General features: G+C 46.7%; 24 protein-coding genes and 1 pseudogene. 6 read left to right on the forward strand and 19 right to left on the reverse strand.

Annotated features, from left to right (window positions below):
* Window positions 1-69: 69 nt before the first annotated feature.
* On the forward strand, window positions 70-1,011 hold the full coding sequence (locus ACMGG5_RS20260; protein ID WP_061714879.1) for a VirK/YbjX family protein: 942 nt from the start codon (window positions 70-72) through the stop codon (window positions 1,009-1,011).
* Window positions 1,012-1,553: 542 nt separating this feature from the next.
* Here ACMGG5_RS20260 and ACMGG5_RS20265 read toward each other — a convergent pair.
* The 3 genes from ACMGG5_RS20265 to ACMGG5_RS20275 all read right to left on the reverse strand — a co-directional run bounded on the left by ACMGG5_RS20265 (window position 1,554) and on the right by ACMGG5_RS20275 (window position 3,221).
* On the reverse strand, window positions 1,554-1,865 hold the full coding sequence (locus ACMGG5_RS20265) for a hypothetical protein (protein ID WP_090419783.1): 312 nt from the start codon (window positions 1,863-1,865) through the stop codon (window positions 1,554-1,556).
* A gap of 438 nt (window positions 1,866-2,303) precedes the next feature.
* Window positions 2,304-2,555, reverse strand: coding sequence for a hypothetical protein (locus tag ACMGG5_RS20270; RefSeq protein WP_024909711.1), 252 nt, complete (start codon window positions 2,553-2,555; stop codon window positions 2,304-2,306).
* Window positions 2,556-2,801: 246 nt separating this feature from the next.
* Window positions 2,802-3,221, reverse strand: coding sequence for an Exc2 family lipoprotein (locus ACMGG5_RS20275; protein WP_048992217.1), 420 nt, complete (start codon window positions 3,219-3,221; stop codon window positions 2,802-2,804).
* Between the two features lie 187 nt (window positions 3,222-3,408).
* Here ACMGG5_RS20275 and ACMGG5_RS20280 point away from each other — a divergent pair, with 187 nt between their 5' ends.
* The gene (locus ACMGG5_RS20280; protein ID WP_208763018.1) at window positions 3,409-4,521 is read left to right on the forward strand and encodes a colicin-like pore-forming protein; all 1,113 of its coding nucleotides are present in this window, start codon (window positions 3,409-3,411) and stop codon (window positions 4,519-4,521) included.
* Between the two features lie 37 nt (window positions 4,522-4,558).
* Here ACMGG5_RS20280 and cui read toward each other — a convergent pair whose 3' ends face one another.
* Both cui and ACMGG5_RS20290 read right to left on the reverse strand, forming a co-directional pair.
* Window positions 4,559-5,107 (reverse strand): colicin immunity protein Cui, encoded by a 549-nt coding sequence (gene cui, locus ACMGG5_RS20285; RefSeq protein ID WP_148770103.1) that lies wholly within the window; start codon window positions 5,105-5,107, stop codon window positions 4,559-4,561.
* A 350-nt stretch (window positions 5,108-5,457) separates the two neighbouring features.
* Window positions 5,458-5,583 carry a hypothetical protein gene (locus ACMGG5_RS20290; RefSeq protein ID WP_265589657.1) on the reverse strand — a complete coding sequence of 42 codons (126 nt, stop codon included), beginning with the start codon at window positions 5,581-5,583 and terminating at the stop codon, window positions 5,458-5,460.
* Between the two features lie 920 nt (window positions 5,584-6,503).
* Here ACMGG5_RS20290 and ACMGG5_RS20295 point away from each other — a divergent pair.
* Complete coding sequence (locus tag ACMGG5_RS20295; protein WP_420278418.1) at window positions 6,504-7,184, forward strand: SOS response-associated peptidase; 681 nt, start codon at window positions 6,504-6,506, stop codon at window positions 7,182-7,184.
* On the opposite strand, the gene ACMGG5_RS20300 is transcribed toward ACMGG5_RS20295, so the two are convergent.
* The 4 genes from ACMGG5_RS20300 to ACMGG5_RS20315 form a co-directional block, all read right to left on the reverse strand.
* Window positions 7,168-7,809 (reverse strand): hypothetical protein, encoded by a 642-nt coding sequence (locus ACMGG5_RS20300; RefSeq protein ID WP_325759643.1) that lies wholly within the window; start codon window positions 7,807-7,809, stop codon window positions 7,168-7,170. The two genes, ACMGG5_RS20295 and ACMGG5_RS20300, sit on opposite strands and share 17 nt — an antisense overlap.
* 35 nt (window positions 7,810-7,844) lie before the next feature.
* Complete coding sequence (locus tag ACMGG5_RS20305; RefSeq protein ID WP_420278419.1) at window positions 7,845-9,113, reverse strand: Y-family DNA polymerase; 1,269 nt, start codon at window positions 9,111-9,113, stop codon at window positions 7,845-7,847.
* A gap of 2 nt (window positions 9,114-9,115) precedes the next feature.
* Window positions 9,116-9,535 carry a translesion error-prone DNA polymerase V autoproteolytic subunit gene (locus tag ACMGG5_RS20310; protein WP_111966514.1) on the reverse strand — a complete coding sequence of 140 codons (420 nt, stop codon included), beginning with the start codon at window positions 9,533-9,535 and terminating at the stop codon, window positions 9,116-9,118.
* Window positions 9,536-9,714: 179 nt separating this feature from the next.
* On the reverse strand, window positions 9,715-10,023 hold the full coding sequence (locus tag ACMGG5_RS20315) for a hypothetical protein (RefSeq protein ID WP_420278420.1): 309 nt from the start codon (window positions 10,021-10,023) through the stop codon (window positions 9,715-9,717).
* A 112-nt stretch (window positions 10,024-10,135) separates the two neighbouring features.
* Between ACMGG5_RS20315 and ACMGG5_RS20320 the strand changes: the two genes are divergently transcribed.
* The 3 genes from ACMGG5_RS20320 to ACMGG5_RS20330 are packed head-to-tail and all read left to right on the forward strand — an operon-like array spanning window position 10,136 to window position 12,859.
* Complete coding sequence (locus ACMGG5_RS20320; RefSeq protein WP_219998994.1) at window positions 10,136-10,498, forward strand: GtrA family protein; 363 nt, start codon at window positions 10,136-10,138, stop codon at window positions 10,496-10,498.
* Window positions 10,495-11,424 (forward strand): glycosyltransferase family 2 protein, encoded by a 930-nt coding sequence (locus ACMGG5_RS20325; RefSeq protein ID WP_219998993.1) that lies wholly within the window; start codon window positions 10,495-10,497, stop codon window positions 11,422-11,424. The genes ACMGG5_RS20320 and ACMGG5_RS20325 overlap by 4 nt, the downstream gene beginning before the upstream one ends.
* Window positions 11,411-12,859 (forward strand): glucosyltransferase domain-containing protein, encoded by a 1,449-nt coding sequence (locus ACMGG5_RS20330; protein WP_420278421.1) that lies wholly within the window; start codon window positions 11,411-11,413, stop codon window positions 12,857-12,859. The genes ACMGG5_RS20325 and ACMGG5_RS20330 overlap by 14 nt, the downstream gene beginning before the upstream one ends.
* A 26-nt stretch (window positions 12,860-12,885) precedes the next feature.
* Here the strand turns inward: ACMGG5_RS20330 and ACMGG5_RS20335 are convergent, their stop codons facing one another.
* The 10 genes and pseudogenes from ACMGG5_RS20335 to ACMGG5_RS20380 form a co-directional block, all read right to left on the reverse strand.
* The gene (locus ACMGG5_RS20335; RefSeq protein WP_420278422.1) at window positions 12,886-14,712 is read right to left on the reverse strand and encodes a glycosyl hydrolase family 28-related protein; all 1,827 of its coding nucleotides are present in this window, start codon (window positions 14,710-14,712) and stop codon (window positions 12,886-12,888) included.
* A 64-nt stretch (window positions 14,713-14,776) separates the two neighbouring features.
* Window positions 14,777-15,118, reverse strand: a pseudogene (locus ACMGG5_RS20340) (phage tail protein); the annotation flags it as partial.
* Between the two features lie 232 nt (window positions 15,119-15,350).
* On the reverse strand, window positions 15,351-15,521 hold the full coding sequence (locus ACMGG5_RS20345) for a hypothetical protein (protein ID WP_420278423.1): 171 nt from the start codon (window positions 15,519-15,521) through the stop codon (window positions 15,351-15,353).
* Between the two features lie 164 nt (window positions 15,522-15,685).
* Window positions 15,686-16,036 carry a hypothetical protein gene (locus ACMGG5_RS20350; protein ID WP_133982896.1) on the reverse strand — a complete coding sequence of 117 codons (351 nt, stop codon included), beginning with the start codon at window positions 16,034-16,036 and terminating at the stop codon, window positions 15,686-15,688.
* Between the two features lie 330 nt (window positions 16,037-16,366).
* On the reverse strand, window positions 16,367-16,738 hold the full coding sequence (locus ACMGG5_RS20355; RefSeq protein ID WP_420278424.1) for a DUF7370 family protein: 372 nt from the start codon (window positions 16,736-16,738) through the stop codon (window positions 16,367-16,369).
* A gap of 2 nt (window positions 16,739-16,740) precedes the next feature.
* Entirely contained in the window at window positions 16,741-16,992 is a 252-nt protein-coding gene (locus ACMGG5_RS20360) for a hypothetical protein (RefSeq protein ID WP_420278425.1), read from the reverse strand.
* Between the two features lie 32 nt (window positions 16,993-17,024).
* On the reverse strand, window positions 17,025-18,080 hold the full coding sequence (locus ACMGG5_RS20365; protein WP_420278426.1) for a major capsid protein: 1,056 nt from the start codon (window positions 18,078-18,080) through the stop codon (window positions 17,025-17,027).
* On the reverse strand, window positions 18,077-18,538 hold the full coding sequence (locus ACMGG5_RS20370; protein ID WP_420278427.1) for a hypothetical protein: 462 nt from the start codon (window positions 18,536-18,538) through the stop codon (window positions 18,077-18,079). The genes ACMGG5_RS20365 and ACMGG5_RS20370 overlap by 4 nt, the downstream gene beginning before the upstream one ends.
* Window positions 18,538-19,908 (reverse strand): DUF2213 domain-containing protein, encoded by a 1,371-nt coding sequence (locus ACMGG5_RS20375; protein ID WP_420278429.1) that lies wholly within the window; start codon window positions 19,906-19,908, stop codon window positions 18,538-18,540. The genes ACMGG5_RS20370 and ACMGG5_RS20375 overlap by 1 nt, the downstream gene beginning before the upstream one ends.
* 176 nt (window positions 19,909-20,084) lie before the next feature.
* Window positions 20,085-20,345, reverse strand: coding sequence for a hypothetical protein (locus ACMGG5_RS20380; protein WP_420278430.1), 261 nt, complete (start codon window positions 20,343-20,345; stop codon window positions 20,085-20,087).
* Between the last annotated feature and the right edge of the window lies 1 nt (window position 20,346).

Raw genomic sequence — 20,346 nt, forward strand, 5'->3', positions numbered from 1 at the left:
TTTCACCAGTATTAATACTCTTTTGCATGCCCCCTAAAATATGCATTGCATAAACTTTGAGGTTTTCCCGTGTCAAATACGCGCCTGCAAAACGATGCGCCACAATCGCATCGTACCCATATCATTTCCGAACTGGTGAAAGGCAAACTCGTTCCAGGCCCTATCTGGCAAAAACGCGAGTACCGTCTTAAATTTCTGTTACGTTCATTGCTGTTCTGGTCTTCTACGCATCGCATGCTCGATGCACTGGCTCGCCGCGACGATTTTGATCAGTTACTGGCTTCGCAGATCACCCTGCCGAGCAAAACACATCGCCAGTATCTGATGCGTGGCATGAACGCCAATGCGCGTGCTGATGCCATCGTCAGCCATTATCAGTGGATTGACTCTCTGAAAGACGTCGGCCTGGTCAAGGCCTTAACCGGACCACAAGAGCAATCCATTGTTGAGTTTCATGCCAAAGATGGCGTGAGCTATAACGTCAACGCCATGAATGCCAGTAAAGCAGAGCGTGAGGGCGAATGTACGCTGTGGCTGCGTGATAACGAAAATACCCTGCTTGCCAGTGTGACATTTTGCGTTGCTCGCGAAAACGGAGAATATGTTCTGGTGATTGGCGGTCTTCAGGGCCCGCGACGCAGCGTATCCCGTGATGTGATCAAACAGGCAACCCGAGCCTGCCATGGTCTCTTCCCGAAACGCGTGTTGATGGAAGTGCTTTTCCAATTGGCCACACTTTCCGGCATCAAAGCCATTTATGCGGTCAGCGATGAAGGTCATATCTTCCGTGCACTGCGTTATCGTCTGAGTAAAGGTCGCCATTTCCACGCCAGCTACGATGAGTTTTGGGCCTCTATCGACGGTCAAAAACGTTCAACCTTCAGTTGGCAGTTGCCATTGCAGATGGAGCGCAAATCCCTTGAGGAGATCGCCAGTAAAAAGCGTGCCGAATACCGCCGTCGCTTTGAACTGCTTGATGAAATTGAGGCATCCGTTAAATCCCGCTTTTAAACACGGTTCTGGCTTTTACTGATTGCATACGAAAATTTAACAAAACAGGCAAAAAGGGCTGGACTTCCGCATGCTGTGTTGCGTTATGTTTTAAGCAGTCGAACAGGACGAGCGCGCTGTATGAGAAAGAACTATTGGGATTACTCGTTTACTTTCATACAGATAAAAAGAGACCGAATGCGATTCCTGTTTATACCTGCAATTTATATTTCTGCGGTATATCAAACACATACGCATCAACCAGATTAAAAAGCATACATCTGGTGATGCGTTTTCAGGCACTAAAAATCATATAGTTACTTATAATTCCGGACAAATTCGGACGTATTTCGAATCGATTCATATCAAATTTACCAGCCGCCCCCGTTCCTGCATACTACGGGTTGCGGCTTCCTGATTGTAAATTTTCAACCGTATGATTTAACTCGTTGATTGCCTGAAGGCATAGTGAGATAACACCTGGATATTTCATAGCGTAGCTGCGTTTACTGTCATCTCGTTTTCTTGTTAGCGGTATTACAATAAAAACCGCCCGTAGGGGGCTATACTAATGAAACGGGTAATTTATCCTCTGATACGCCCTTGTCTCGTAGTGACTGTCGATACATTGCGATTCTCTCCAGCTCAACTTGAGATGGATAACTATCAGAGAGATATATTGCGAACTCGTATACAGGCGGCGGGTTGAAAGTTATCACTGAATACCCAGCATCTTCCAGCAACTCAACAACAATCCCATATGATGGCCTGATACCCGTAAACCAGTAACAGCCATGTCTCTCCATACCCTGAACCGCCTTCGCTGCATGCTCTCTAAAAATAGCCAAATAAACAGATTCAGTAAATGCTTCCATTACACAGACTCCAGTCATCACTTTACTCTAAAAGAACTACAACAAATGTGTATGTAGGAATGCTAATCTCATAGATCTATTTTATGCTGTTCCTGAAGAAGTCTTATAGATTAAAGACTATGAGTTTAGAGAAACTGCTTCCAGACCAGCTTATTGAAAAGCGCTTTTACACCTTCCATTATCAAAGCTACAAAAATCATATAGCCACCTAATACGGTCAGTATGTTGGACTATGCACCACTGAACACCACCCCAATGTCACCTATCAACAGAAGCCCAATGCCGACCCAAAAAATATGAAAGCTATGAACAGTAATTGAATAAACCAAATCAGTTAACCCAATCTTCAATTGCAACTTTTCCATTCTTCTGCCTCAGCCAATGTAAGTGGATTGCTTATTATACGCAAAAATCAACTTACCCTTCACACCATTAATTTTAATGATCTGAATCACCCGCTATAGCCTCGCCATCCTGAGTTATTAATGCCTTCCTCTGAACTTTTGCGAAGTCCAGCCTACCGCAGAGCGCAATCAGGATGGTGTCACCTATTTCCGGATTTCTGGCAATATTAATTATCACGTACTCAGCTGATGTTTCGATAGTTCGGCAGTTGTCCTCATGACCGCAAAGGTTGGTAATAGTGAGTATCTCCTCAGCGAGGTCTAATGCAGGTGATTGAAAACCCATGATAGCCCCCTAACACCTAACTGTATGTTTATAGAGCTCAACTAAAAACTGAGGGTCAAGAATTTGGGTCAAAAAACCGCACAAGCGGGTAAGCGATTAATAAAAAAGCACTAAACACCATTCTCTGACTCAAGAGAAACCATACAGAATCATCTCTAACTAAAACTTTGATGTTAATGAACCACAACCAGGTGTTTTCGTGAATGTAATGCAGAAACGGGTACCGAAATCTACTGTTATTACCACTCACATCCTTCCTTTATAACCATCAATGTAAGCTTCAGAGATAGCGTCGCTCATGGCTTTACGCTGTTTAGCAGACCATGATTTATTGTCGACGTAACGAGTGCCCGCAAAAATAGTTTCACTCTGGATGGAGTTCAGAAATGCCTCGCTACGAAACTTATCTGCACGCTTGTTCGCGTCCTCTAAAGACATGCCTGATAAGCGGTCTTTTGCTCCCAGATCATGAAAAGTTTTAAAGAATGGCACCGCCATCTTAATACTGTCGGCTTTTATAACGCGTACATTCGGGTCAAAGCCGTCATCTGCAGCATATACATACTGGCGTGCATGGCGTTCTGCACTTGTTTGAGGGGTGCATGCGCTGCTCATCAAAGATGATGTTAACAACGCACACACGAATAATCCGTTAGATTTATTCATGAAGATCTCCTTTCCAGTAAACAATATTCCCATCAGTAGCTTATCAGGATTTTCCGCTCTCAGTCATACCCCAAAATCTGTCATTGACACGTTAGAAACAGCGGCGTAGGATTCGAACCACTGTATATATAACAATGTGTTTATATACAGCATTATCTAACTTTTAACCGTCAAAGAGGAATTAACTATGAGTGGTAATGGTGGCGACAACGCACACAACAATGCGTTCAGTGGTGGCAAAAATCCTGGCATCGGTAACTCTGGTTCTGGCAGCCATTCCGGTACATCAGGAAATGGAGGGAATGGTGGCCGTACACAGAATATTAATGGATTTTCTGTGGATCCAAACAACAGTGCACAGGTGAATGCTGCTAACAGAGGTGATGCGGCTGGAGTATTTTCTGCCGGTGGTGCAATTGCTATCAGTTCCGGAGTAGACAGTCATTCAGGTAAAGGCTCCGGTGGTAATGGTGTTAACTCAGGTTCACAGTCTGGTAGTAATAACTCCCAGAATCAAAATGGAAATAGCACTACGAGTGCTCCATCTACCTGGGATAGGACGGCAAAGTACTATGGCTCCAGTGATAAAGTTTCCCGAAAAGCGCTTAAGAACTTATATGAACAAGCAGTGCGGGATGGAAGTATACCAAAAGCAGCCCGGGGTAATTTGCGCGAAAATGTCCAGAAGATGCTCGATGAAGATAAACAAATTGAAGCATTACAAAAAGCCAGCGAAATTATTGCTGACATGGGGGAAAAAGTTGGTAGTCACCTGGGGCAAAAATATAAAGATGTGTCAAGGGACATCGCAAGTAACGTTAAAAACTTCCAAGGTAAAACAATTCGCAACTACAATGATGCAATGACCTCTCTGAATAAGATTATTGCCAATCCGGGGATGAAAATTAATCAAGGTGATAAAACTGCGATCGTTAACGCATGGAAAAGTCTGAATGCAAGTGACATGGCAAACAAACTCGGCAATCTAAGCAAAGCATTTAAGACTGCAGATCTGGTAATCAAAGTCGAAAAAATCCGAGAGAAAAGTATTGAAGGGTATGAAACAGGAAACTGGGGTCCATTGATGCTAGAGGTAGAGTCCTGGGTTATTAGTGGCATTGCTGTCGGTGTGGCTATGGGAATCTTTGGCGCCCTGGCATCTTTTGTTGCGACAACCGTCGGGCTTCCTATTACTGCATTAACAATTGCAGGAATTATCGGTATCAGTTATCTGGCTTCATTCATTGACGATAAAATCGTTGATAAAATCAACAATGAAATAATCAGACCAGCTCATTAATCTAAAAGGGGCAGAGATGTTATCTGCCCCTTAGCTTTCAACGGTGCTTTATTTTTAACTTTAAAATCAAGAAAACTGCATAAGCATAGCTGATGTAATAGCAGGTGAGTATATAACACACATAAAATACGCTTACAAAAAAAACGGTAAGAAGATAATCGTTCCCTGATAAAAGCCTCATAAATCGTCCTGATTCAGTTAACTCCACGTTACACACCAACAAATAATAAACAATTGCAATATAAAACACGGTGAATAGCATAAAAGCCAAAATACCTTTCGTGAAAGAAAAAGTGGTTTTTAAATTTAACTCTCTCCGCGCAATCAAAAAAAACAAAACACCTAACAAAGGAGCGATTTTAACATAAAAACTCATAACACCACTTAATAATGGGTTACTGGCTGAAATCAGCTCAGGAACTTTACCAGATAAAGTATACAAATAATTTAGAAAATCGCTCCCTTGGTTGTTAGCATATAATAAAAAAATCAGAAGCAAAGGTATAACCCCGACAAGAAAAATATAATACATCCTTTTTGCCGCAATGTTTGTCATATCCCTTGATTTAATTTGCTTCATAGACATATCACCTACCCTGTGTTTGGAACTTGTCCCTCTGAGTTTAGTCAGTGGATTGAATAATAGAATAATTATATTGCAGATCTGCTAGCCGATCCATTTTGTCGGTGTTGTTGAATTTTTTTCATACATAAAAGCAAATAATACAATTAGTGGGTTAACTTTTCTCCACAACCTTATGCCAGTTATCTGCAAGCTCTCTTCGAGCCCCCCTCTCCCCTCCTGGCGGAAAAGAGAATCCAACTCGCCATTTTGAACAACCGTTAGAGCACCTAATTTCTGCGCCCCCCCAGTTCAACCCACGACTTCGGACCTTCAGTGAAGAGGACATGCCACAATTGGGGCATTTCGGTAGATCAGTCATTCCCCAGCCCCTGCAGACGCTGAAAATTAGCCAGCTTCGCTTTCGTGCGGCCGATTTCGGTCGAGATATGGCGCGATGAGGGAATAATCAGATCATCTGGGCGGCTGGCGAAATGCATTTTCTCTCATTTACGGTCTTAAATTACCATCCTGAGATTTACGCCTCTTATGCATTTGCTAACAAACTCAACAGTGTAAGCAGGGTCCTTCCTCGAGTTCATATGATTGCAAAAAACAGACTCACGCATACATGGGGACAGCATCTGCGTATGCCTCGGTACTTAACTCTATAGATAATGATGTTCTTCAATTACTTGCCACAAACCCTGAAATTTTTGATTTCGAAACAATTGATGATGGAGTAGTTAACATTAACGACTTTCAGACCATGGGGGTTGTAGCATTTGCGAAAGGACGTCTGTTCTCAATTCTCCCAACTGGAAGTGTGAGGATCATGAATCGCCGAGTTAAGGTAAACGCACCTTATAAGCAGTCTTGCCTTGAAACGAGAGATCGCATGGTTGCAAAACTCTGAGATCGTCTGTGCAGAGCATTCCCAGCATTGCATGAGTTTGGTTGTTAATTTAAAAAACGGTGTGGTATAACGGGAATTGCCGGATATTGAAGTTCGGACAATTTTGGGACATTTTCGGACAGAGCGCCGTAAGTGACTGAAATATAAGACAGATAAAAAGAGACCGAATACGATTCCTGTTTCCGCTACAATCTGCCTTTCTTGATACCATTCAAGAACTTACACATCAGAAACCCGTTAAATACGGGTTTCAATGCTTACCAATACATCCATTCAAGATCAAACCGTTGCCACGTTTTTCGAGTGGGCGACGAGTGTACTTCGGGATCGGTTCGATCCACAACCTCCCCAGCTTTGCGTAGCTCCTTCCAGTTTCGCAACGCCCCGCTTTACCGCCTCGATGACTTCCATCATCATGCTCCTGTTTCAAAATCATAACGTTTCGGTGCGCACCTGTTTTTTCTCCCTGCCCTATACTTTCAGTCTGACTGACTGGAGGTTTCTATGTGTGGACGTTTTGCACAAGCACAAACCCGTGAAGAATATCTGGCTTACCTGGCCGATGAAGGCGATCGCGACATCGCATACGACCCTGAGCCTATTGGCAGGTACAACGTGGCGCCAGGAACCAAAGTTTTGCTCTTAAGCGAACGCGATGAGCAGCTGCATCTCGATCCTGTTTTCTGGGGTTACGCTCCCGGGTGGTGGGATAAACCGCCTCTTATTAACGCGCGCGTCGAGACGGCGGCCACAAGTCGCATGTTCAAACCTCTCTGGCAGCATGGCCGGGCGATCTGTTTTGCGGATGGATGGTTCGAGTGGAAGAAGGACGGCGACAAGAAACAGCCCTACTTCATTCACCGGGCTGACGGCCAGCCCATTTTCATGGCGGCGATCGGCAGCACTCCTTTCGAACGCGGCGATGAAGCGGAAGGATTTCTGATAGTGACGTCTGCAGCTGACAAAGGCCTGGTCGATATTCACGACCGCCGACCGTTGGTTCTGTCACCTGAAGCAGCACGCGAGTGGATGCGTCAGGATGTAGGAGGGAAAGAAGCTGAGGAGATAGCGGCCGACGGTGCCGTGCCGGCCGACAAGTTTATCTGGCACGCTGTGTCGCGTGCCGTAGGCAATGTAAAGAATCAAGGGCCAGAATTGCTTACTTCAGCTAACGTAGATTTATAAAAGAAGTAATAACTATCAAGAATGCAATATAGGATAAAGCTTGCACAAAAAGAGCAATCCCTTGGAAAACTACGCCATGTACTGCAGCTCTATTGCCAGATCTATTTTCTGAGTAGAAGTTCATTCCTTTTTTTACCTTATTCCTAAGCCCTTGAAATGGAAAAAGGCTAACATATTGTTCTGTAAAAGAATCAATGCTTAATTCTATATCACTAACATATCCAACATCTCGCCCGATCTCGTCTCTGATCTTACAATTTTCTTCGTATTCTTTTATTTTACTCTGTATCAACTCTGTCATTCTTACAGTTACAGTTGCAGATGAACAAACTACTAAAGCAAAATACTTAGATGCAAATCCAGCAATTGAGGAAATAGCCAATAAAAAAACGGAAATTTTAAATCCTAGAGGTGTAATAAAAGGCAATACCTTATCGATATTAGCTATCATTAATGTTGCTGTCGCACCCACGCCAACTAATAACCACATGCTAAACTTATCCAAAATTGATGTAGTCTCAATAGTTGCTAGGCTTGCACTATCTATCAAAGAATTTCGTAAATTCTGATGTATGATTTCATCATATTTTTTAACGGCTTCATATGCGTCTTTTTCTTCGTTCATAAAATTTCCATATTAACCTTAACCAGTCAAACCAGTTATCGAACAATAACTAAGTCAGAATAGCGCGTAGTGTATCTCGGCGAAAGCATTTCACGCTTCATCTGCCACTGCTGCTGTATACCCTGCCCTGCAAAGTAGAGCGTGCCTTTCCCGTCTTTAGCGTTCAGGTGGTCGAGCACCTCCATCAGCCTGTCACTTCCTGCGCGCGGCGCGTTCTCATCGAAAAGGTTCAGCTGCGCCACCCCTTGGCTGAAAAAATCCCCAAGCATGATTCCTGCTTTTTGGTATCGGTGGCCATCCTTCCAGATTTTGTCCAAGCACTTTACCGCGGCGTTAATGATGTCGCGGGAATCTTGAGTTGGGGTTAGAAGCTTTATTGAAGCGCTGTTACCGTAATACGGCTCATTAAGCGCGAATGGTGAGGTTTTCACGAACGCAGAGATAAAGCGGCAGTACTGATGTTCGCCGCGAAGCTTTTCGGCGCCGCGGGCGGCATAGCTGCAGATGGCCTGGCGCATCTGTTCGTACTCTGTCACGCGTTCGCCGAAGGACCGGCTGCAGACAATTTCCTGTTTTGCCGGCGCAAACTCCTCCAGATCGAGGCATGGCTCGCCACGCAGCTCCCTGACCGTTCGCTCAAGTACCACGTTAAAGTGTTTCCGGATAATCCAGGTGCTTTGTTCTGAGAGGTCCAGAGCCGTTTTGATGCCCATGGCATTCAGCTTCTTACTGATGCGCCTGCCGACGCCCCAGACATCCTCCACAGGCACAATAGCCAACAACCGACGCTGGCGATCGATATTGGACAAATCGACCACCCCCCCGGTCTGGCGCTGCCATTTCTTGGCTGCGTGATTGGCTAGCTTCGCCAGTGTCTTTGTCTGGGCAATACCAACCCCGACTGTCAGGTGCGTACGCTTCAGAACCGTAGCGCGAATCTCTTTGCCAAAGTCAGTCAGGTCCCGGCAGTTCCTAACACCCGTCAGGTCACAAAAAGCTTCATCGATACTGTAAATTTCGACGCGGGGGCTCATTTCCTCTAGCGTCGTCATTACCCGGTTCGACATATCAGCATACAGCTCATAGTTGCTGCTGAAGCAGACAACGCCAGCGCGCCGGAAAAGCTCCTTTTGCTTGAAGAACGGCTCTCCCATAGTAATTCCAGCAGCTTTAGCCTTGGCGCTGCGTGCGATTACACAGCCATCGTTATTCGACAGAACGACCACCGGCCGCCCCCTCAAATCGGGACGAAACACCGTCTCGCATGATGCGTAGAACGAATTCACATCACAGAGCGCAAACATATTCAGCTCGCCGATTTAACGATAAACGTCACAACACCGAAAACGTCCAGCGTATCTTCGCTGCCGACGATGATCGGTGAGTAAGCGCTGTTCATCGGAATGAGCTGGACGGTCGGGCGCAGCTGCAGGCGTTTAACCGTGAACTCTCCTTCCACCGCAGCGATTACGATATCTCCATGCTCAGCGGTACGCGAGCTGTCGACTACCAGCAGATCGCCGTCGCTGATCCCGGCTTCGATCATAGAATCACCCGCAGCTTTGACGAAATATGTGGAGCTCGGGTGAGCGACAAGTAACTCATTGAGATCGATACGCTGTTCAACGTAATCAGCAGCCGGGCTGGGGAACCCGCATTGCACCAAATCGCTGAAGAGCGGGATAGCAATAATTTCGCGTAACTCTGCCGGTCTGAAGAACTCCATGATGCATACCTCGAATACTGTTTTTATATACAGTAGTTTTAACTGAGGCACTGATCAAGATGGCCGCTTGTTTATGTTTGGCTACTTCCTGGCCGCTTCGTTTCTAAACCTGTAACGCTATTAGTTTTTTGGTATTTGTAAATTTCAGAAGGAAAATTGCTGATTGCTCACTTTGAATACTACATGAAGGGATTTTCGTCTGAAACAACTGGGCGAATGGTATGCGTAACTACACCAACCAGGCGAACATCATCAAGTGCCTCACCTTCGATTGCCTCACCATCATCAGTAATGAGCGCCTCACCGGCCCAGAACGCATGTTGCTGGCGTCCGCAAAACCAGATTAGCAATGTGTCACCGCGCTCACACCGCGTTGCGATCTCTACTACATCATAGCCTTCCTGCGTTTCAACAATGCTCGCTGATGGGGGTAAAAAAGACTCTGTGACCGCAAACAAGGCGGTATTTATGTTCGCTGTACGTGACATATTCACCTCACAGGGATACTGTACATAAACACAGTATTATTTAATTGCGGTGTCGATCAATAGCGTTTGTGGTGCTACACTTCAGACCTTTCCGAATTCACTGATTTCTATAATGTTAAAGTTATTCGCCAGGTACACATCGATAGGTCTCATCAACACGCTCATTCATTGGGTTGTGTTTGCCACATGCATCTATGCATTTCACACAGGTCAGGCGCTTGGCAACTTTGCCGGGTTTGTTGTCGCTGTGTCATTCAGCTTCTTCGCAAATGCCAGATTCACGTTTAAGTCATCAACCACGACCCTGCGCTACATGCTGTATGTCGGCTTTATGGGCACGCTGAGCGCTGCGGTGGGCTGGGCTGCTGATAAATCGGGCATGGCACCTGTAGTCACGTTAATCGTGTTTTCCGCAATCAGTCTGGTTTGCGGTTTCGTTTATTCAAAATTCATTGTCTTTAGGGATGCGAAATGAAAATTTCTCTGGTCGTTCCTGTCTTCAACGAAGAAGACGCGATACCTATTTTTTATAAAACTGTTCGGGAATTTGAAGGACTTCAGCAACATGAAGTTGAGATAGTCTTCATAAATGACGGAAGCAAAGACGCAACAGAATCTATAATTAATGCGCTTGCTGTTGCAGACCCGCTTGTTATTCCTCTGTCATTCACTCGCAACTTTGGGAAAGAGCCTGCGCTATTCGCTGGTCTTGATCATGCAACAGGCGAAGCAATTATCCCGATTGATGTAGACCTGCAGGATCCCATTGAAGTCATTCCTCACATGATAGACAAGTGGAAGGTTGGCGCAGATATGGTACTAGCAAAGCGTTCTGATCGATCTACTGATGGCCGCCTGAAGCGCAAAACTGCTGAGTGGTTCTATAAGCTGCACAATAAAATCAGCAATCCACAAATTGAAGAGAATGTCGGAGATTTCCGTCTGATGTCCCGTGAGATGGTGGATAACATTAAGCTTCTTCCAGAGCGTAATCTCTTCATGAAGGGAGTTCTGAGTTGGGTAGGTGGTAGAACCGATGTGGTTGAATATGCCAGAGCAGAACGCGTGGCCGGCAGCACAAAATTCAACGGCTGGAAGTTGTGGAATCTTGCACTTGAAGGCATAACAAGTTTTTCTACATTCCCTCTGAGAATGTGGACATATATCGGATTGTTCGTAGCTGGCCTGGCATTTCTTTACGGGGCGTGGATGATTATTGATACCCTTGCGTTCGGTAATCCGGTTCGCGGCTACCCTTCGCTACTGGTGTCAATTTTGTTCCTAGGTGGTGTGCAACTGATCGGAATAGGCGTGCTAGGTGAGTACATAGGAAGAATCTACATTGAAACAAAAAATAGACCTCGCTACGTAATTAAGGGCAACAAAAATGCATCTCAATAAATGCTATGTTTACTTCTTCGCCGGTGTAAGCTTTCTTTATGCATTGCCTTTTATGCTACACAGCAACCTATATCTTGATGATGTATATAGGAGTGTTTACGGTGACGGGTCGTGGAGCCTTCTAGGCCGCCCACTGGCAGACATGATAACGTTCGCCTTGTCATTAAATAAATCTTATTTAAGTGATTTCTACCCACTAGGCATTATATTGGCATTAATGCTATTCACATATTTTATTTATTTTATTATTAAAAATAATTTATCCGTTATGCGAGGGTATGCGCTCATCCCTCTGCCGATGCTATTCGCATCACCAATTTTTTTGCAGAATATGTCCTATCATTATGATAGCACCGCCATGACCATTTCTTTATCATTGGGTGTTCTGGCTTTTTACTTGTCATTCTCAAGGGGCTGGTTATACAACATACTCTCTATAGCGTCATTGATTGCATCTCTTTCATTATATCAACCATGTGCAAATATTTTCCTTGGCCTTATGGCTGCAAATGTTGTTGTTAAAATTAAGAGTTCAAGCAAATCAAAATTAACGCAATTGATTTATGATGGTACATTATTCTGCAGTGCATTCTTAATTTATTATTTTTTTGTGGTTAAATTGTTCTCCCTTGGTGGTCAAAGAGCAACATTCATTGAACCATCAAATATATTTAGCTCATTAAGGATAGCTTTTTACGGCGTTTGCAACATAAGCTCGCTGATTCTCACGGGATTTATTAAGGTTGCATTTTATATTTTAGCTGCAAGTGCAGTTATATCGACAATCACAAAGATTAAAAAGAGCAGGATTGGGTTTTCAGACCTGCCATCCGCATTGTTACGCTTTTCACTAAGTATCATTTTGCTGTTCTTCTCGGCAATAGGTACATCATTCCTTGTGGTTGAAGGCATAACAGACATTAGAGTAATGATTGGATTATCTTCTGTTGTTTTCTTTCTGCTTGTTATTGCTTTGCGAGAATTAAACCAAAAGGCGTCATTCGCGTTTGTGTCATTTATTTCATTGTCTGTCCTCTCTCTTTCTTTTCAATACGTTAACGCATCTTCAAATCAAAGAGATTTTGAGTTATCAATCCTGAATAATATTGCCAGAGATATTAACTATGGTGCTAATGGATCAATTTATATATCAGGTACGATGCCTTTATCTCCTCAAGCTAAAGTAGCAATAAATGCAGTTCCGTTTATTGGAAGAATTATGCCTCCATCCCCACCTTGGGTGTCAAGGAGGCTTGCCGCATCGGTAGGTATCAATAGCGTAGAAAATTCTTGGGGTGGTGATAATCTGGATTTGATGCATAAGGCATGCGCAGAAAATCTAAGGCCATCAGTTAGCAACAACCTATATTCTATATATAATATAGGCAATCAAAGCTTGATATATTTTAAAGGCGCATCCAAGATATGCATTTAAAAAAAAGGCCCCGAACGGGGCTTTTTTTAAAGTGATTTGAAAACAGCACCACCAGAAACAGTCGGGGTATCAATTACGCTTCCTATATTGTTTAGGTATGTATTTGCCCCACCAACAAACCCTACCGTTTGATTTGTTAGGGTTCCATCTTTTTTGATGTTACATGCATTGAATATGGCAGATAAGTTCTTAGTAGTATGACTGCTTTGTATTCTATAAATTGGAGTTGAAACAGATGGATTTCTCTGTTCTATCATCCCTTGATATGTATTTATTACGATAGTGCTATCATAAATGGCATCGGCTGTCATTGCTACTGATAGCCTTGATCCAGCCACTCCCTCTGATCCACATGAGTTCATCGTAATTCCTACTGGATTAATAAATTGATATGCTATTGCACTAGTTTCACCCAAATCCGTCATGGGTTCGCAGTTATCGCATGTACAGCTTGTCATGGTTGTGTATTGCTGCCCGGCGTAGAAATGACCTATTTGATAATTGGTAACACCAATCATTAAGTCATTACTTGTTCCAGATAGTAGGTATGACCCACTTCTAAGCTTCGCAATAAATACACCATAGAATTGTTTCACACCAAGACCTAATATTTGGGCGTGTATTTTGTTAAACCATACATCCTCTCCCCAGATACCAATATATGGGCATTCAAGTCTTACATTATCAATGATTGAAACATTTAACTTTGGCATCCAAAGGCCATACTGGGTGTTGTTGGCCCTTCCGGTCAAACCATCTCTGATAAATGTTATCCCGCTTAAATATGCATTTTCGCAGTCTGCAGTGTAGTCGTCTACATCCATGTTATCACCTAGAAATAAAACATACGCATCGATGTCTTTCCCGGTTGTAACATGATAGGTATCATTTGTAGTTCTTGCTATGGTGGTAACGCCAATCCCACCTCCCTTAAGACCACTTTTTTTCCAGATAGGTATTCCGGTATGAGTCAGATACTTCCCTGGTGATGCGTTCATGACAACTTTGTTAAGCCTTGCGTATGTCATGGCCTTAATAAATGCATCACCTGAGTCAGTCACACTATCGGGCTTTGCCCCAAACATGTCGACGGAAAAGATGCCATCATTAACAATTCTTTTCCAGGCGAAAGTCCCAGATGTTGGAACTATTACTACCCCTCCATCATCAACAAGCGATCCTTTCGCAACAGCCTGGAAATAACCACCGCCGTAATGGATTTCTGAGGCGCTTGTGCTTGCTGCCGACGCAACAAAGACTACATCACCTAAGGCTTTAGCAGGGAATGCTCGCAACTCCGCAAGATTAAGGAATCGGCCAATAGCGTTAAATCCGTCTTTACTCTGAGTTTTCTCCAATTCGGTTAAAGCATCATCAACAGTTTTATCCCCATGCCCAACCATACCAGAACCATCAGGTTCAGCCAGCTCACCTCTTAAGGTAGAATCACCGACACCCAACCACTTTCCAGCGCCGATCCCGCCCGTAGATTCTGGCGTTGAATTAGCGGGCACAACTTTAGGTCCACCGGAAAATGAACCTGTCCACTTGTAATATTCATTATTTGATTCGTTAAAAAGCACTTCATTGGGGTTTGAAACTGTTGCGCCAGTTGTAAAAGATACGCCTGTCAGCGTTACGTAGCCGAAGGCATTCATCACCTGCTGAGCGAGATAGTTGATTCCTTCAATGGTGTAATGCTTATTACCAAAGCGATCCGTATAGGTCCACTCCATCGATGTCACGAACTCGTCAATTTTCGCGCCACCGAATACGTGATCGCGAATATCAGAGCTTGGTACAGGGTTTTGCGTCGGCGTTGGAACCGGGATGTTTGCGTATGAATCGGCCATTTTTATCTCTTATAGACGTGAAGACGCCTCAGGATATACCCGAAGCCGGTTGTTAATATGCTGGTTAATCGTTCAGGTAGATGTTGTCGGTGTATTCAACGAGAGAAAGCGTCTGGGTGTCATCCCCATTTGGTTTAGATGACTCCACGCGCCAGAGTGTGGAATTGAGTTCTTCACTGCTGGACATGAAATACCGCGATGGTGTTTGTACAGTCCTGCCATCGTAAATATTCAGGTCGAATGCTTCAGCTGCAGCTGTGAATGCTTTTTGATTGCCATTGACTGCATAAGCCCGGTAGCGCCCATGGAAGTTGCCGAGGCTGTCAGTCATAACGACCCACATATCACCGGAAAACTCCAGCCTCTCAGAGGTAGAGAAGACATTACCAGCGCGCCCGGTCAGATACTGGCTATTCAACAGCGTAGAGGTGTCGATCGGCGTATAAAGCGCGGCCTGTGAGCTGCCGATTATCATCGCTGACTGCAGCGCCCGGACAACCTTGCGCCCTTTCACGTCGTTGATGATGCGGTTGAGCCCGGCTTTCGACTGCTTAACGCCGCGTACTTTAATGCCCATGGTTTTCTCCAGGCAATAAAAAACCCCGCCTGAGCGAGGTTTGGTGTCATTTAACGGTGAGTCAAAAAGGGAGCATTGCGCGGATTTCAGTGTACCAACTATGAAAGGCAGGTAGGTCATCTAAAAACCAGAAGCCTAAACCAAGCACTGCAGCACTCATCATCATTTGAGCAATAACGCTGAACCAAAATTCAATAGGTTTAGTGTCTTTGTGGATATATTCCTTTCGCATCGTCCCCTTAAAGGTTTTGGTGTAGACACCTCGTCGCAAAAAGATTATCGACTGAACAAACATAATGGGGCATGTCAGAAAAATTGCGCACACCGTGAACCAAAATTGAAAGCCCATCACCTGTCATTCCATTTAATGTTTTGGGCCATTATTGCACAGGTTTATCAGACTCCTGTAAGGATGGCGTAATCATCCACCAGGCGCTCAAACGTGTCGGCGTAACGAATAACCTGCCGCACCTCGTCGGCACCGGCGACAACCGGGTCCGCTTCGGTCGATACGCCAATCAGCAAGTAATCACCCGCAGCCGCCAGCGCGAACTCCGTCCAGACGGTATTCTTCACTACGATTTCGGCGCCCAGGCTTGCTAACTTCTTACTGAGCCCACCCTCGTAATCGCAGAGGATTTGCTCAGGCTCGGCATATCCCAGCGGGTCGCCGTATTCGTCATTGCCTTCAAGCTTGCGCCAGATGGTCGCCGTTGCTGTGTATGACCAGTTCGCTACCGATGACATCAGCCCTCCTTACAACTCAGGACAACCGTCACGTTTCCACACTGGCCTTTCAGTTGTTCACTTCGCTTTAGGGCATTTGGTGGGATGATCGAGCCCATGACTACCTCGCCAACACGGTAAAGCCTGCTGTTTTGCAGTAATCCACCTCGTTTCATTCTTTCCACCTCAGCACCTTCGCGCCAGTCGCCCGGATGCGCGGGCAGTTGATGAACCACTCGCCATCCGATTTCACGTAGCCGGTAGTCTCCCGCCCGGTGTCGGTCATCACCCAGACTCGGACGAATGAACGCGGCAGGCCGTGCTTAACTGATTTGTACGTCATCAGCAGCCTCAGACCACCATGAACAAGCCCACGCTGTTACCAGCGCTGATCGGCAGCTCACCGGTGCATCCGCTGGTATCGAGCTTCGCCAGCGAGTCGCGCAGCCAGGTAATGCTGTCGTCGTTGTAATCGAATGAACGGGACGCGCCAGACGGCGCACCCTGCGATTTGATGCGGCGCGCGCCGGACGACGTAGCCATCAACGCCGCCGCATACATCAGGATCAGCTTCGCGGTGCACTCGTTATACCCCGCGCCATCAAGGCACGGGATAATCTTGTTCACCACACAGAGGATTGGCTCCAGCAGCGCGCCCGGGATGGAGTAACCCAATTCACCGAGGAACGCCTGCACGTCTGCCGCTGTGATTGGATCAGCCATGGTTATTTCACCTTTTTCGATTTGGCGGATGTGTCTGCCTGCTCTGCCTGCTCTGCCTGCTCTGCAAGTTTATCGTCGGCACCTGGCGTGGAAACTTCGAGCTCCTGCTCGTCAACTTCGCCAACCACTGAAACGCGTCCGGCGAAAGCAGGTGGTACAGCAACCGCAACGAACTCATGGCCCACCGGCAGTTGCTGGAATACGCCGTTAATCGTTCCCCAGCAGCCAGTCTTCTCGACTTTTAACTTTTTCATGCTCTCTCCTGAAGAAAAGGGGCCGAAGCCCCTTAACCCTGCGCGTTGAACACTTTAGAACGACCGTTGAAATCGCGCTTAATCTGCAGACCGACAGCACTCCAGACCAGAGTGTTGTAGTTATCGAACGGATTCTGGCGCGGGATCATGAAGGTACCCACCGGCGCGGCGATGCGCGTCTTGATGTACTGCGAATTGCGTACGTACGCGACGAAGTGGTTACCGGTCAGCTTGAAGGTCTGATTAATAGACTCAATGCGACCATAGCGCAGGATGTATTCCAGCACCGTGCCTTCCTTGAAGCCAGTGGCATTAGAATACGGTCGGTTCAGGTTGCGCATGATGTCTGGAGACACCCATACCTTCACCTTCTCCTGCACGTAGTTATCGTCCAGCAGTTTCGCGAACGGACCAGTGAAGAATGCCACCGATTCGTCAGGAGTAGAGGTAGTCAGGTCGATGTTCAGACCGGATGCGCTCAGATCCACCTGGTTGGTATTGGCGTGGTTAGTGATACCTGCACCGACGTAGCCTTTCACCTTAACCTTTGCGTCACCAGACAGCATGTAGTCAGCCATGTCAGCGCGAATTGCGGCAACGTGAGCTTCCTGGTCATCAGCCATAGCGTCGAGGTTTTCCGACTGCATACCGTTCCACTCTCGCCATTCACGGCTGTAGCCGGTATTGAAGATCGGGATTGGGTCACCAGCTTCGTCGTAAATGACTTTATCCAGCTCTTCCGGTACATGGCCGGTCAGCGTGCGATGAACCTTGCCAGCATCGCTGGACACACGATACAGAGCCGCTGTCTTGCCGATGGAGATCGGCGTACCGAGTGCCAGCAGATCATCCAGCAGTCCATTGCCTTCGTCATTACGGAAGACTCGGGTGGTGATGTTGTCCACTTCACGCCAGTAGTCTTTGGAGATCAGCGCGGCCTGGTTAACTTCCAGCGCGCCGCCGTACTGGGCAGCAATAGTTCCCTGGTTGATATTGAAGGATTCACGCTGCATCAGCAGCTGATTCCATGCCTGCTTCACCTGGTTGTGCTCGGTGATCAGCTTTTTGTTGAATACGATCATGCTCATGCGGTTGCTTTCCCTGATTTGCGAACTTTCACGAGCTGAGCTTCAGCGCCAACGGTGATTTTTTCGCGTGAATAAAAGAGGACCTGGTCGGTGGCTGGCGTGGTTGCCTTGGCAAGCGTGCCGTCACCGGCAGAAACCAGGCCTTCGTTTTCCAGCAACACTTCGCCTGCTTTGACCAGCATGTGGTAATCCACATCGTCTTCGCACATGATGGCCGCGCCGGTATCACCGGCAGGAACCGCGTCGCGAATGTCACCACCGCCGATATAGTTGTGCTGAAGAGCCAGAGCCACGCCTGCGCCACCAGCGACATTGTGAACAGCCAGTTTCCCGGCGCTGTCGAGCATCACCAGTGATCCGGGTTTCACGGCCGCCGCCATGATTGCTTCAATGACCTGCGGGTCATTCTTACGGGCCGGGCCCGCGATTATGGTATGGAAACGAGGTGCGAGAGCCATTATTCAGGTGCCTCCATGTTAAGGATTTCACTCTGAGCGCCATTCCCCTGGAATGCAGGGTTCAGACCGGTGCTGGTCTGGCACTGTGAGTACAAGTCGTTCAGCGCGTCGCCAGCCAGCGAGTTGATCGCAGCTTCGGTCATGAACGAGAATTTCGCTTTAACCGCATCGCGCTTGGTTTTCAGGTCGCTTTCTGCGTTCGCCTGCAGCTGAGATTTCAGCGTACTGATTTCATCGGTAAGCGGCTTCAGTGCCAGATTTACTGCGGCAGTAATAGCGTCGGAGTTAATCTGAGCCTGGCCCGGGTCGCCGCCGCCATCTTTCTTCTGCATCTGCTGGTTGTAGGCATCCCAGACCTGATCGTCGGTCAGCCCCTCGGTTTTAACGCCTGCGGCATTGAGCGCGGCGATCATCTTCTCTTTCATCGGGTTTGTTTCTCCGTTGGTTTTGACTTCGTACTCAGTTGGTTTGCGCACGACTTCTACTGGATCGCCGACAAGCGTTACGACCTTGTCAGAGATGAGGTACTTCTGGTCGAAGAGCTTCGGCTTGGCGTTTTCACCATCCTCTTCGTAAACAAAATGGTCAGGCCAGACACTGACGACGTAGCGCCACTTTTTGTCGTCCTGCTTGATGGACATGCGCAGCGCCTGGTAGATGTCGTCGAAGGACATCTCTGAAGCGTTGCTGATGAAGAATTTCACCTTGTTCCACCAGCCGTCTTTCATGCTGTTAGCGGCATCGATGAGGCTCGTCGATTCAACATCGGCCTCCTGCCCGTCAGCGTTGACGAACATGCCGACGCCTTCATCCGGAGTACCGGCGCCAGGCTCGTCGAGCAGGATCGCGATGTGGTCGAACTGCATGTTGTGAGCGACCCAGGAGTATTTCTTCTGCTTCGACTCACCTGCCTTTTGCTCTTTGTTCAGCAGCAGACCGGTAGAAACATGAATCGGGTCGGCGTTGTTGCCGGAAATCATGTCGTCCAGGCGCTGAATAAGGCGCTTACCGTCAGGCTTGGTGTCTGCCACTGCCTTATTGACGTAAACGTCCATCACGACCTTGTCATTGGCCTTGCTGACGTTCTGAGCCCATGCCCCGGCGTAGTAATCGTTGACCGCCTGCGGGTCGTTGGCGCTGACGTATTTGCCGTTCACCATCGGGTGGCCGATCGGCATTAACTTGCGCTCCATCGTCTGGTAGCTGTTGTTAATCTCCTCCGCCGGGTACAGGCCGCCATTCATCACGATGTCATCGACGATCGGGACCGCACCACGAATAACGTAGTGTTCCTGGCCGTTGATGGTGGTCGTTGATATGTTGGAGGCGTTGATGGCGAGGGATTTAACGTGGATGCTGGATAGCTTCACGTTGCGTCCTCTTAGCGTTGTTTTGGTGGTGGCAGTACCTTACCGGATGATTTCGACGCGCACGGTTGATACCCCGGCCAGCCATTACGCTTGCGCTCACAGCCAGGGCATTTGCAATTTTGTTTCTTCATTGGTGGATTTCAGGCAATAAAAAAGGCCGCCGGAGCGACCTTGGGCTAGTTTCTGGGATGAATACTTATTGACATTAAATATGCTGCTCTTCCGGCAGCGTTATCAAACGCGCTCTGCTCTGCTTCCAATGGCACACTAAAGCTATTCATCGCAACTTTATTGATGTAGGTAAAGGCGGTACCCTCAACTTCCATCCCAGTTCCATCTAGCGTTAGCTTACAAGTAATGCGAAATAGTGAAGCAGAATCATTTTTCGATATTTCTTTCCAGTCAAAACTGACTTTCTTAATTTTTGCTTGGCTCATA

It is taken from the genome of Enterobacter sp. BNK-34, assembly GCF_048684445.1.
GTDB lineage: Bacteria > Pseudomonadota > Gammaproteobacteria > Enterobacterales > Enterobacteriaceae > Enterobacter > Enterobacter pseudoroggenkampii.

Excerpts from the sequence above, each read along its gene's own strand:
- ACMGG5_RS20345 (WP_420278423.1), bottom strand. The coding sequence starts at position 15,521 with ATGCGAAAGGAATATATCCACAAAGACACTAAACCTATTGAATTTTGG.
- ACMGG5_RS20360 (WP_420278425.1), bottom strand. The coding sequence starts at position 16,992 with ATGAAAAAGTTAAAAGTCGAGAAGACTGGCTGCTGGGGAACGATTAAC.
- ACMGG5_RS20335 (WP_420278422.1), bottom strand. The coding sequence starts at position 14,712 with ATGGCCGATTCATACGCAAACATCCCGGTTCCAACGCCGACGCAAAAC.
- ACMGG5_RS20365 (WP_420278426.1), bottom strand. The coding sequence starts at position 18,080 with ATGAGCATGATCGTATTCAACAAAAAGCTGATCACCGAGCACAACCAG.
- ACMGG5_RS20315 (WP_420278420.1), bottom strand. The coding sequence starts at position 10,023 with ATGTCACGTACAGCGAACATAAATACCGCCTTGTTTGCGGTCACAGAG.
- ACMGG5_RS20290 (WP_265589657.1), bottom strand. The coding sequence starts at position 5,583 with ATGCATTTCGCCAGCCGCCCAGATGATCTGATTATTCCCTCATCGCGC.
- ACMGG5_RS20295 (WP_420278418.1), top strand. The coding sequence starts at position 6,504 with ATGTGTGGACGTTTTGCACAAGCACAAACCCGTGAAGAATATCTGGCT.
- ACMGG5_RS20355 (WP_420278424.1), bottom strand. The coding sequence starts at position 16,738 with ATGGCTGATCCAATCACAGCGGCAGACGTGCAGGCGTTCCTCGGTGAA.
- ACMGG5_RS20310 (WP_111966514.1), bottom strand. The coding sequence starts at position 9,535 with ATGGAGTTCTTCAGACCGGCAGAGTTACGCGAAATTATTGCTATCCCG.
- ACMGG5_RS20380 (WP_420278430.1), bottom strand. The coding sequence starts at position 20,345 with ATGAGCCAAGCAAAAATTAAGAAAGTCAGTTTTGACTGGAAAGAAATA.
- cui (WP_148770103.1), bottom strand. The coding sequence starts at position 5,107 with ATGTCTATGAAGCAAATTAAATCAAGGGATATGACAAACATTGCGGCA.
- ACMGG5_RS20320 (WP_219998994.1), top strand. The coding sequence starts at position 10,136 with ATGTTAAAGTTATTCGCCAGGTACACATCGATAGGTCTCATCAACACG.
- ACMGG5_RS20350 (WP_133982896.1), bottom strand. The coding sequence starts at position 16,036 with ATGTCATCGGTAGCGAACTGGTCATACACAGCAACGGCGACCATCTGG.
- ACMGG5_RS20280 (WP_208763018.1), top strand. The coding sequence starts at position 3,409 with ATGAGTGGTAATGGTGGCGACAACGCACACAACAATGCGTTCAGTGGT.
- ACMGG5_RS20265 (WP_090419783.1), bottom strand. The coding sequence starts at position 1,865 with ATGGAAGCATTTACTGAATCTGTTTATTTGGCTATTTTTAGAGAGCAT.
- ACMGG5_RS20325 (WP_219998993.1), top strand. The coding sequence starts at position 10,495 with ATGAAAATTTCTCTGGTCGTTCCTGTCTTCAACGAAGAAGACGCGATA.
- ACMGG5_RS20300 (WP_325759643.1), bottom strand. The coding sequence starts at position 7,809 with ATGAACGAAGAAAAAGACGCATATGAAGCCGTTAAAAAATATGATGAA.
- ACMGG5_RS20275 (WP_048992217.1), bottom strand. The coding sequence starts at position 3,221 with ATGAATAAATCTAACGGATTATTCGTGTGTGCGTTGTTAACATCATCT.
- ACMGG5_RS20270 (WP_024909711.1), bottom strand. The coding sequence starts at position 2,555 with ATGGGTTTTCAATCACCTGCATTAGACCTCGCTGAGGAGATACTCACT.
- ACMGG5_RS20305 (WP_420278419.1), bottom strand. The coding sequence starts at position 9,113 with ATGTTTGCGCTCTGTGATGTGAATTCGTTCTACGCATCATGCGAGACG.
- ACMGG5_RS20370 (WP_420278427.1), bottom strand. The coding sequence starts at position 18,538 with ATGGCTCTCGCACCTCGTTTCCATACCATAATCGCGGGCCCGGCCCGT.
- ACMGG5_RS20330 (WP_420278421.1), top strand. The coding sequence starts at position 11,411 with ATGCATCTCAATAAATGCTATGTTTACTTCTTCGCCGGTGTAAGCTTT.